Annotated in this window: 8 protein-coding genes; 5 read left to right on the top strand and 3 right to left on the bottom strand. The window is 64.5% G+C overall.

Features of this window, described 5'->3' with window-relative positions:
- Positions 1–324 precede the first annotated feature (324 nt).
- The 5 genes from FY528_RS20665 to FY528_RS20645 all read left to right on the top strand — a co-directional run bounded on the left by FY528_RS20665 (position 325) and on the right by FY528_RS20645 (position 7,229).
- Entirely contained in the window at positions 325–1,476 is a 1,152-nt protein-coding gene (locus FY528_RS20665; RefSeq protein WP_129919179.1) for a DUF4856 domain-containing protein, read from the top strand.
- Between the two features lie 96 nt (positions 1,477–1,572).
- Positions 1,573–2,685 (top strand): imelysin family protein, encoded by a 1,113-nt coding sequence (locus FY528_RS20660; protein WP_129919180.1) that lies wholly within the window; start codon positions 1,573–1,575, stop codon positions 2,683–2,685.
- Complete coding sequence (locus tag FY528_RS20655; protein WP_149072907.1) at positions 2,685–4,049, top strand: HTTM domain-containing protein; 1,365 nt, start codon at positions 2,685–2,687, stop codon at positions 4,047–4,049. The genes FY528_RS20660 and FY528_RS20655 overlap by 1 nt, the downstream gene beginning before the upstream one ends.
- The gene (locus tag FY528_RS20650; protein WP_149072906.1) at positions 4,030–6,486 is read left to right on the top strand and encodes a TonB-dependent receptor; all 2,457 of its coding nucleotides are present in this window, start codon (positions 4,030–4,032) and stop codon (positions 6,484–6,486) included. The genes FY528_RS20655 and FY528_RS20650 overlap by 20 nt, the downstream gene beginning before the upstream one ends.
- Before the next feature lie 35 nt (positions 6,487–6,521).
- Complete coding sequence (locus tag FY528_RS20645; protein ID WP_187632226.1) at positions 6,522–7,229, top strand: DUF6577 family protein; 708 nt, start codon at positions 6,522–6,524, stop codon at positions 7,227–7,229.
- A gap of 76 nt (positions 7,230–7,305) precedes the next feature.
- Here FY528_RS20645 and FY528_RS21715 read toward each other — a convergent pair whose 3' ends face one another.
- From FY528_RS21715 to FY528_RS20630, 3 genes are all read right to left on the bottom strand, one after another.
- Entirely contained in the window at positions 7,306–8,085 is a 780-nt protein-coding gene (locus tag FY528_RS21715; RefSeq protein WP_262384073.1) for a DUF6122 family protein, read from the bottom strand.
- Positions 8,086–8,200: 115 nt separating this feature from the next.
- Complete coding sequence (locus FY528_RS20635; RefSeq protein ID WP_129919184.1) at positions 8,201–8,815, bottom strand: DUF305 domain-containing protein; 615 nt, start codon at positions 8,813–8,815, stop codon at positions 8,201–8,203.
- Between the two features lie 123 nt (positions 8,816–8,938).
- Positions 8,939–11,521 carry a toprim domain-containing protein gene (locus FY528_RS20630; RefSeq protein ID WP_187632225.1) on the bottom strand — a complete coding sequence of 861 codons (2,583 nt, stop codon included), beginning with the start codon at positions 11,519–11,521 and terminating at the stop codon, positions 8,939–8,941.
- Positions 11,522–11,581 lie beyond the last annotated feature (60 nt).

Genomic DNA, 11,581 nt, shown 5'->3' with positions numbered 1-11,581 from the left:
GCTCAAAGAAGCGCGAGGCTTGGCCACCCGCTACGAGAAAACCGCCGCCTCTTTTTTAGCCGTCGCTCACCTGCTCGCCGCCCTGGATTGGATGCGCTGACTGTCCACACTCTCTAGTAGAAAAGGGAATTGCGCAGGGTAAAGATAAAGCCTTGCCGGCAGCTGCCCAACCCTTTTCAGCGGGCCGTTTCGGTAAATAATCACATATATGCTGAATACTTATTTAGACAACTTATAAAAAAACTTAGCCCTTATTTGGAACAATTACAAATAAGCTCTCTACCTTTGGGGCATCGTTCAACATTCCCCGTTAACCCTGCTCCCATGACGTTTAAGTACGTTCCCGTTGCCCTTCTTGCTTTGGCATTTGGCTTTACTTCCTGCGACAAGAATGACACCGAGTCGGCGCCGGCCCTGCGCGCCAAAATGGACGCCAGCACGCTGACGGCTTCCTCCAAGTACACGGAATCGTTCAAAGACGCCAGCGGGCAATCCACGGTGGAGTTGACGAGCTCGAACCAGCGCCTGGACATGTTCTCGGAGCTGAACTCGTACATGGCCCTGGTGGCCGTGGCCGCTCCGGCCACCCCGTCGACCCTGGACGTGGCCAAGCTGCGCGGCTACTACGCCAACACCGGCGGCTACTTTACCGGCACCGGCCTGAATGCCTCGGGCCTGACGCTGCGCACCAGCACGGCCGCTTCGTTCCCGGCTACGAACGCCGAGACGGTGCGCACTTACGTGGATGCCAAGCTCACCCAACTGGCCACGGCCAGCCAGTCGGTCAACAACGTGGCCACGCCCGGCAGCGCCGGCCGCCTGGGCCGCTACCTGGTGGATGGCAACGGCATTGAGGTCAACCAGGTGATTCAGAAAGCGCTGATTGGCGCCCTGCTGCTAGACCAGGTTGACAACGTGCTGCTGACCGACAACGCCCTGAAGGCCAACAACAGCAAAGTGGTGGACGGCAAAGCCTACTCCGAGTTGGAGCACAACTGGGACCTGGCGTATGGCTACCTGACCAGCAACGCCATCATGACCACGGACATCAACCTGACGCCCCGTGAGCGGTTCCTGGCCAGCTACCTCAACGAGAAAAACCCCACGGCCTCGCCCGGCGTGTACATGGCCTTCCTGAAGGGGCGCGCGGCCATCGTCAACAACGACGCTGCCGGGGTGAAGGCCCAGGCCGACATCATCCGCACCGAACTGGAGAAAACCATTGCCCTGGCTGCCGTGTCGTACCTGACCAACTGGAAGGCAGCTTCGACCCTGGACGTGAAGGCCCACGCGCTGGGCGAAGGCCTGGGCTTTGTCTACTCGCTGCGGTTCTGCACCAAGTACGGCGCTGACGCGGCGTTCTCCGACAACCTGCTCAGCGGCCTGACCGCGGGCACTAACGGCACCTGGAGCCTGACCAACGCCCAGGCCGACGTGGCCATCAACGCCATCAAGGCCAAGTTTAACATTCAGTAATTTTCGGCCCGCTTTCCGCAAGCGGACCCAAGGCCAACGGGTGGAGCAGCTGCGGCTGGTTCGCCCGTTGGCCTTCGCCACGAAAAAACGCCCCCGATGAAAAAGTCTGTTTTGTTTGCGTTTGCCCTGCTGCTGGCCGCCCTGGGCATCATCAGCTGCGGCAAGGATGGGAACGGCGACACGCCCGGCCCGGACGCCGCGGTGGACCGCAAGGCCCTGCTCACGCAATGGGCCGATAGCCTGGTAAAGCCGGGCTACCAGCGCTTCAACGACAAACTCGCGGTGCTGAAAGCCAAGACCACGGCCTTCACCGCGGCGCCGACGCCGGCCACGCTCGTGGACGCGCGCCAGGCCTGGCAGGCGGCCTACGTGGAGTGGCAGAAAGTCGAGTTGTTTGAGTTCGGCCCGGCCGAGCAGGTGAGCCTGCGCAACCACTTCAACATTTACCCGGCCGACGCGGCCGGCATTAACCGCAACATCACCGCCGGCACCTACGACTTCGAGCTGGCCACGGCCATTCCGCAGCAGGGCTTCCCGGCCCTGGACTACCTGCTCAACGGCGTGGCTGCGGGCGACGCGGCCATCGCGCAGCAGTATGCTTCCTCGGCCAACCACCGCCGCTACCTGACCGACGTGGTGGCCAAGATGGACCAGACGTTCGGTACCGTGTACAGCCAGTGGAACGGCTCCTACCGGGACACGTTCGTGGGCAACACCGGCACCGACGCCAGCTCCTCGCTCTCGCGGGTCATCAACGCGTACTCGCTTTATTTTGAGCGCTACCTGCGCGCGGGCAAGGTGGGCATTCCGGCCGGCACCATGACCGGCACGCCCCGCCCGGAAAAGATTGAAGCCTATTACCTGAAGGGCGCCCTGCCGCTGCAATTGGCCACCACGGCCCACGCCACGGTGCAGCAGTTTTTCAACGGCCGCCCGGGCCGGCCCTCGCTCAAGAGCTACCTCGATGCGCTCGGCGCCAAGGACAGCCGCACGAACCAGCCCCTGACCGGCATCATCAACGCGCAGTTCGGCGTTTCTGCCCAGCAGCTCAGTTCCCTGGGCCCGGACCTGTACGCCACCATGACGGCCCGCAACGCCGACGCGGTGGCTTCCTACAACGAGATGCAAAAAGCGGTTCGCCTGATTAAGGTGGACATGACCTCGGCGCTGGGCATCACGGTGACGTACGTCGACAACGACGGCGACTAATGGGGCAGGGGCTTCGGCGCTATCTGCAGGGCTACACGGCGGCCGCTCCACTGGCCACGTTCCGCGTGGCCTTTGGCCTTTTAGTGCTGGCCAGCGTGGTGCGCTTCTGGGCCAAAGGCTGGATTGCGGAGCTGTACCTGAAGCCCAAGTTCTTCTTTTCCTACTACGGCTTCGAGTGGGTGCGGCCGCTGGGGCCCTACACCTACGCACTGTTCCTTTTCTGCGGGCTGTGCGCGCTGCTGGTGGCCCTGGGCTACTGGTACCGCTCGGCCGCGGCCGGCTTGTTTCTGAGCTTCACCTACATCGAGCTCATGGACAAAAGCACCTACCTGAACCACTACTACTTTGTGAGTTTGGTGGGGCTGCTGCTCGTGGTGCTGCCGGCCGGCCGCTATTTCGCCCTGGATACCTGGCGGCACCCCGCCCGCTGGCGCAGCGAGGTGCCGCGCTGGACGGTGGACGCGCTGCGCCTGCTCATGGGCATTGTGTACTGCTACGCCGGCCTGGCCAAGCTCAACTCCGACTGGCTGGTGCACGCCATGCCGCTGCGCATCTGGTTGCCGGCCAAAAATGATTTGTCCTTCATCGGCCCGCTGCTGGGCCAGGTGTGGGTGGCCTATGCTTTCAGCTGGTTTGGGGCCTTCTATGACCTGACCGTGCCCTTCTTCCTGCTGAACCGCCGCACCCGGCCCTGGGCCTACCTGACGGTGGTGGTGTTTCACGTGCTGACGGCCGTGCTGTTTCCCATCGGCATGTTTCCCTACGTGATGATGGTTGCGGCCCTGATTTTCTTTCCCGCCGAATGGCACGAGCGGGTGTTGCAGCGCCTGCGCCGGCTGCTTCGCTTGTCCCCAGCCTCGCACCAGGCGCCCAGGCCACTGGTGTATGGGCGGGCCACGCGCCAGCTGCTGCTCATCGGTCTGGGCGCCTTTTTCGTGGTGCAGCTGCTGCTGCCCTTTCGCTACCTGCTCTACCCGCGCGAGCTGTTCTGGACCGAAGAGGGCTACCGCTTTTCGTGGCGGGTGATGCTCATGGAGAAGATGGGGCAGGTGCAGTTCAAGGTAGTGGACGGCGCGACCGGCCGGGCGCGACTCGTGAATAATTACGAGCACCTGAGCGTGTTGCAGGAAAAGATGATGAGCACCCAGCCCGACATGCTGGTGCAGTTTGCCCACTACCTGCGCGACTACTACGCCCGTCGCGGCGTGCGCAACCCCAAAGTGTACGCCGATGCCTACGTGAGCCTGAACGGGCGCCTGGGCAAAAGCTTTATTGACCCCACCGTGGACTTGGCCCGCGTCACCGACGACTGGCGGCCCAAACCCTGGATTTTACCTTTCGACGATGAGATTACCGGTTTATAGCGTGGCCCTGGTGGTGAGCGTGCTGACTTCGTTTACGGCCGTCGCTCAGCAGGCCGGCCTGCAGGGGCGGGTGCGCGAGGCCGGCACCAACCTGCCTGTGGCGGGCTGCGAGGTGTACGTGCGCGGCTCTCGCCAGATTGCCCGCACCGACTCGGCCGGCCTGTTTACCATCGCCCGCCTGCCGGCCGGGCGCCAGCAGCTGCAGCTTTCCTCCATCGGCCACGAGCCGCTCAAGACCGAAATTGACCTGCCGGCGGACGGCAGCATCGTAGACTTTACGCTGGCCCGCCGGGAGCGGCAGCTCAAGGAAGTAGTGGTGGCGGCGCCGCAGGGCCGCTTCGGGCCGCAGCGCCTGCGCGAGGTGGAGGGCACGGCCATCTTCGCGGCCAAGAAGTCCGATGTCATCGTGCCCGACAACCTGGTGGCCAACCTGGCCACCAACAACGCCCGGCAGGTGTATGCCCGGGTGGCGGGGCTCAACATCTGGGAAAGCGACCAGGGCGGCCTGCAGCTGAGCATCGGGGGCCGGGGCCTCGACCCCAACCGCACCAGCAACTTCAACGTGCGGCAAAACAACTACGACATCTCGGCCGACGCGCTGGGCTACCCCGAGAGCTACTACACGCCGCCCGTGGAGGCCATTAAGCGCATCCAGTTGGTGCGCGGGGCGGCCTCGCTGCAGTACGGCACCCAGTTCGGCGGCCTGCTCAACTTCGAGCTGCGCGCCCCCGAGCCCGACCAAACGGTGTCGGTGGTGTCGCGGCAGACGGTCGGCTCCTACGGGTTTTTCAACTCGTTCAACAGCGTGAGCGGCACGGTGAAGAAGCTCAGCTACTACGCCTTTGCCCAGTACAAGCGCGGCGACGGCTGGCGCCCGAATTCCCACTTCGACGCCAAAACGGCCTACGCCGACGTGCGCTACCAGTTCACGGAGAACTTCAAAGTTGGTGCTCAGGTCACCCACATGGACTACCTGGCTCAGCAGCCGGGCGGCCTGAGCGACGCGCAGTACGCGGCCGATGCCCGCCAGTCGAACCGGGAGCGGAACTGGTTTGCCGTGGAATGGAACCTGTTCAACCTCTCGGCCGACTGGAAGCTGACGCCCCAATCCAACCTCAACGTGCTGGGCTTCGGCCTGCGGGCCACGCGCAAGTCCCTGGGCTTTCGGCCCAACCAAGTGGCCCTGCCCGACAACGACACCTACCTGCGCGACCTCATCACCGGCGAGTTTCAGAACTACGGCGTGGAAGCCCGCTACCTGAACCGCTACGCCCTGGGCAGCGGCAGCAAAAGCGGCGTGCTGCTGCTCGGCGCCCGCTACTACCACGGCTATAACCACAGCGTGCAGGGCTTCGGTCCCGCGGGCCGCGGCGCCGACTTTCGCTTCGTGGGCCCGGAAGGCGTGACGTTTGCCAACGGCTTTTCGGACTTTGAGTTTCCCAACCAGAACGTGGCCGCTTTCGCCGAGAACATCTTCTACCTCAGCGACCAGGTATCCCTCACGCCGGGGGTGCGCTACGAGTACATCCGCACCACCTCGCGGGGCTCCTACGGCACCGTGATTCGCGACAACGCCGGCAACATCGACGCCATTACCCAAACCAACGAGCAGCGCCTGAGCCCGCGCGGCTTCGTGCTGGGCGGCATCGGCATCAGCTACAAGCCGGTGGAGACGCGCGAGTTCTACGGCAACATCTCGCAGAACTACCGCTCCATCACCTTCTCGGACATGCGTATCGCCAACCCTTCGGCCGTCATCGACCCCAACCTGCAGGACGAGCGCGGCTTTTCGGCCGACCTGGGCCTGCGCGGGGAGCAGGGCCAGTGGTTGACCTACGACGTGAGTTTGTTTGCCCTGCAGTACGGCAACCGCATCGGCGAAGTGCAGACCTACGACGCCGCTGACCGGGTGCTGCGCCGCCGTAGCAACGTGGGCCGCGCCCTGATTCTGGGCGTGGAGTCCTACGCCGAAGTAGACCTGCTGCGCGCCCTGCGCCCCACGGTGGAGCCCGGCCGCTGGTCGGTGGCCACCTTCGGCAACCTGGCCCTGATTCGGGGCCGCTACACGCAAAGCGAAATCGTGGGAGTAAAAGGTAACCAGGTCGAGTTCGTGCCGGATGTGAACCTGAAAGCGGGGGCTCGCACAGGCTACGGCCCGTTCAAAGGCTCAATTCAGTTTACCCACCTCTCCAAGCAGTACTCGGATGCCACCAACGCCGAGCAGGGCGGCATCTCGGCCGTGGTGGGCCGCATCCCGGCGTACTCGGTGCTCGACGCTTCCGTGTCCTGGGAGCGGCGCTGGCTGAAGCTCGAAGGCAGCGTCAACAACCTGGCGGGCGCTGTGTACTTCACCCGCCGCGCCACCGGCTACCCTGGGCCGGGCATCCTGCCCTCCGACGGGCGCAGCTTCTTTCTGACGGCGGCCGTGAAGTGGTAGCCGGTATCTTTGCGCAGGTGCAAGCTCTTACGCGCATGGATGCAGTAGCCGCCCTGATAGACCGGGTGCTGCGGGCGTGGCCCCAATTGCGCGGCTACTTCCGCGGCCGTGACCTGATAACCGAAGCCGAACTGCTGGCCTTTTTTGCCACGGCCGTTCCGGAGGTAACGGCCGCCGGGTGGCCGGCCGTCCGGCAACGTTTAGTGCACAGCCAGCTGCTGCACCAGGTGGCACCCGGCCGGCTCTCGTTTAAAAGCGCCCCGGCCGCCGATGCCCGTAAGCCGGTGCTGCCCCCCGAATGGCGGGCACTGTGGCAGCAGCTGCAGACCGGGCTGGCGTTGCCGCCGGGTTGCCTGTGGTCTACCCGCTGGCTGCAGCCGTTTCTGCCCGACCTGCCCACTGTACTGGTGGTAGAAGTGCGCTGGGCGGAGCTCATCTGGGCTGAGCGCCTGCTGGCCTCTTCTTTCCAGCCGGACCCGGTGGTGGTACGGCCCTGGCAGCGGTTTTCTCCCGTGCGGCAGGTGCGGGGCATCCCCACGGCCCGCCCGGAAAAAATGCTCGTGGATGCCGCCCGGCTACCCGAGCTGGCGGCGGCTACTTCGGATGCGGCGCTTGCGGCGGCCCTGACCGCGCTGCTTACCCGTCCTGGCTTCAACCAGCCGCTGCTGCTTCAGTACGCGGCCCGCTGCGGTACCGAACCCCGCTGGTCGGCGTTGCTGTACGCAGCCGGGCACCCGGGTTGAACGCGCCGCCGGTTTTTTGCGGCGCAGTGAAATACTGCTGCGGCTGGACCCGCTGTAAGCGGTGTTGTTGCCCTGCTTAGTCGTCCACCTTACGACCCAGTAGCTTTCGCACCCCGTTGCGCAAAGCATAGAGTCGGGAGTTGACGTAGCACTCGTGGCAGTGGCTGAAGTTCCAGAAGCAATCCACCGTGTCCGTGACCAGGTGGAACAGCACGCCCACAGCAATGATTTGCGTGGCCGGCAACAGAAGCAGCAGCACGTACACCGGGATAACATAGAAAGAATGCAGCGGGTGATACCCCACGCTGCAGCGCATCGGGTCAAAGATGGGCTTGGCCAGCAGGTGGTCCAAGTCCATGAGCATCGTGGCGAGCATTATCAGGTAAGCGGTTTGCCACACTGCTGGAAAGAACACCAGCGCCAACACCACCGGAAAAAGAAAGTGCAGGCCATAATGCACCAGGCTTTGGGCGCTTAAAAATTTAGTTGGGGCTGGCGGTTGTTTCGCGCCAGGGGCCATCGGCCGCGTGGAACTGCTCGCGGTGTCCCCAATCGTTGCTTTTGGCGAGCTGCCATTCAGCTGGCTTGCCCGCTCCCTTTTCTCCTGGGTCGGGAATTCCAGTGTATCCGGGGCTTGGAGCGGCACGTCTGCCTTCACCCGTCTCTGCAGGGCAGTAGGGAACTGGTGGGCGGCACCGGCCGTCGCCGTATCGAAGCGCTGCACCGGCCGGGGGTGGTAGCCCCCCGCAGCGGGCGCAAACCTCGGGACGACCGCCGACGAACGGCAGCCAGCCAGTGCCAGGACCAGGCCGGCTGCGATATACCGGATGAAGACGAAAACGGGTAACGGCAGCATGTGGGCTCAGTACAAGGGCCAAAAAGGACGCGTAGCCCTGACAGCCTCCCCGGTGGTGCGCAGTGAAATCAAAAAGGCAGCCCCTGGGAGCTGCCTTTTTCGTTGCCTGGATAGGTTAGCGGTTGCGGGCCAGCCAATTCTGCAGCGCCGCAATTTCCTGGCGCTGGTCGGCAATGATGGCCTGGGCCAGGGACCGGGTTGTGTTCTGGCGCCCGTGCTGCAGCAGGGCCTCCGAGTTGTCGATGGCAGCCTGGTGGTGGTCCACCATGAGCTGGGCAAAGTCGTAATCCGGCCGCGCCGTCATGGTGCGCGCGTCGCTGGCGGCCATCATCCGGTCCATGTTGGTTTTCTGCAGCTGGTTGAACTGCGGCACCAGCGGCTGCGCGGGCTGGTGCCCACCCAGAAACGCGTTAAACTGCGTGATTTCGCCGCGCTGCTTGGTGATAATGTCCTGGGCCGTGGTTTTCATTTCCTGGTTGGTGCCCGTGCGCAGCTCTTCTTCGGCCATTTTGATGGCCGCCTCGTGGTGCAGCACCATCTGGGCGGCGTAGTCGTGGTCGGGGTCCTGGGTTTTGGCCTGCGCGTCCATCTGCGTCATCATGTCCATCATGATTTTCATGTAGACACTCTCGTGCTTCATGTCGTCCATGTCGTGGTCCTTTTTACAGGCCGTGAACAGAACGCTGAAAACCAGCAGGGCGAAGAAGGGCAAACGCAATAAACGGTTCATGGGAACGACCTAAAACAGGGCAAGGAACTGACTGCCTGATAAACGCCGCACTACTGCCACTGGTTTGTATACCTTCCGACCAATTTGCTTGTAAGATTTCCAGCCCTACCGCCGGGCTTTGCGTCATCGCTCCAGCTGCGGAGCAACCTCTTGGCTCACCTGGCTGTGCCGGGCTGCCGCCTGCCGCTCAGCCCGGTCGCTGCCGTGCTCGACTACGTGGTTGCCTACCTGCCGGCCCGCGGCATCGAGTGCCTGACTCACCTGGGCTATTTCGGGCTGGTCGGTGCGGTACGACACCTTCATTTCCGAGTGCCGAATGCCTTCCGCATCCACGGTGCTTTGCACTTCGCCGGCTTTCGCGCCGCTGGCGGTGAGGGCTGCCTGCACGGCCTCGGCCTGGCCCCGCTCACCGGGGGAGCTGGCCGGCTCGTCCACCCGGATGATTACCAGCTTCTCGCTGCCCGGGGCACTGGGCCCCGCCGCGGGCATGTCACCCGTGGTGGCCTCGACACCGGGCTTAACGGCCACGTCCAAGCTACGGTCCCGGTTGTGGGGCTGGATGGCCGCGGCTTCAGCCGCCAGTTGCCGGGCCGCGCGGTCCGCCTCGGGCTCCATGACGCTAACGCCCGCATACTGCGCCTTTCCGGCCGCGGCGCGGGCATTGGTGTTGGTTACGATGGCGTGGATGATGGCAATGTCGGGCTGGTCGTTGCGGTAGGTCATGTCGAATTCCGCCCGGCGGATGCCTTGCTCATCCACGGTGCTGCGCACCTGGCTGGTTTGCATGGAATAGCCGGAATTATCCAGAATGGCTTTCCAGGCCTCCGCCCGTCCGGTCGTATTGGGTTCCAACTCATCCACTGTCCAAGTCGCTGTTTTGGCCTCAGTAGGCGAAGCCGTGGGCAAGCTGACGCCCGCGGCGGCCTCCGCGTAGCGGGCCCTCTCGCGTAAGTCCTCCCGCTCGGCTTCGTCGACTTTGCGGCCCGCCGGCGGGGGGTTGTCGTGGATATACTCTTTCAGCAGCACCAAGCCGGCGTCTTTGGCGTGCACAAACTGCGCGGTGTGCTCCGCCGCTTCCTGCTCGCTGCGGTAAGAGCGGGCGGGGCGCTGCTCAGCTTCTGCCGCAGTGGCCCCCAGGACAGTCTGAAAGTGTTTGTCGTCCTGTTCCCGCCCCTGCTGCGCTTCCGGGCTGCTCTCCTGCTCGCGACGGGCCTGGCGCTCAGCCTCCCGCTGCTCCCGCTCCTGGCGCTGGGCTTCGGCCAGCCGCTGCTGGCGCTCCGATTCCTGCTGCTGCTCCTCGCGCTGGGCCGCCGCGCGAATCTGCTCCGCGCTCAGCCCTTGCGCCGTGTACTCCAGCTCCTTGTTGAAGTCCTTGGCCAGCGGGTAGTCCACCCGCAGAAAGGCCTCCTGTTGGCGCTCGGCCGCGGGCCGCAGCTGCTCGCGCTGCCGGTAGAGCTCCTGGGCCACCACCTCCAGCTGGGCCGTGTCGGCGCGGGCCACGGTCAGGCGCACGATGGTGGCCTGCTCGGTGCTGCGCTGTATTTCTACCGCGAGCGAGGGGCCGTCCTGCTGCGTCTGGTTGATTTTTTCCACCCGCTCGCTGAGTTGCTGCACCTGGCCGGCACCCTGCTCGGCCGAGTCGTGGTGAAACGTCACCTTCAGGCTGGTGTGGTACTTGTCGCTGGTGGCGTGCCACTCGACCGGCCGGGAGGCCTCGCGGTAGGCTTCCTGCTCGGCCACGGGCACCAAGGGGCGGGCCGGCTGCAGTTCGTTGAGGTAATTGATGTTGAACTGCCGGCCGCCGGCGTCGCGGTCATTGGCCAATACGACCTCCTGAGGCTGCTGCTTGTCAATGACCCGCTGAATCAGGGCTACCTGGGCCTCGGTGGGCGTGCCGCTGGTGGCAATGTAGAGCGTGTTCTTGGGGTCCTGCCCGTGCCTGAGCTGGAAGTGGGACAGCGAGTCGATGGCTGACTCGCTCACCACCACGCGCTCGACCGGCGTGTCCTTGCCGGCGGTGGGGTGCGACACCCAGATTCCGTTTTTGGGCAGCGGCAGCAGGCTTTTGTAGTGCTCGTTCTTCTGCTCCACGCTGGCCAGCCCGTGCTCGTTGTAAAGCGGGAAGGCCGTGTTCTTGTGCTCGTTCTGCTGCGCCGTGAAGATGCGTCCCTGGAAGGCGGGGCTTTCGAGTGTGGCATCGGTAATGCCGCGCCCGTGCAGGTAGCTGCGGTCGGTGAGTTCTTTCTTGACGCCCAGCACCTCGGAAATCAGCCGCGTGCGTCGCTCTTCCTCGGCCTGCCGGGCCTGCTCCGGGTCGCCCACGGGCAGGCCATTCAGCCGCGCGGAGTCGGGTGGGGTGGCGTACTGAGTAGGATACTGACGGGCCGGGGCCGGTGCGCCGTCGAGGTACTCGCGCAGCTGCTGGCGCACCTGGCCCAGGTTGAGGCCGTGGCCGTCGCCGCCCCGGGTCTTGGCAAAGTCGATGATGGAGCCCGCGTCGCGGTCGTCGCCGGTGTTCAGGTACACCTGGTGGTCGCCCTTGCGGGTGACGATGACGTGCTCGTCGTCCTTGACCAGGTGGTGCCAGTCGCCGCGGCGGCTTTCCTTCTTGATGGTGTAGCCTTGGCGCTGGGCGTAGTCAACCAGGTCAATGTCGCGCTTGAAGCGGTCGAGTTCGGTGGGGTCGTTTTCCCGGGGTGCGTTCATGGGGTGGGCTGGGGAAGTGGAGCCGGACAGCTCCATCTCCTTGCCAGCACCCGGCGGCCG

It is taken from the genome of Hymenobacter lutimineralis (assembly GCF_008271285.1).
In the GTDB taxonomy this organism is placed as follows: Bacteria; Bacteroidota; Bacteroidia; order Cytophagales; family Hymenobacteraceae; genus Hymenobacter; species Hymenobacter lutimineralis.
The sequence above is the reverse complement of the archived record's forward strand: the minus strand, read 5'-3'. Positions and strand labels throughout refer to the sequence as shown.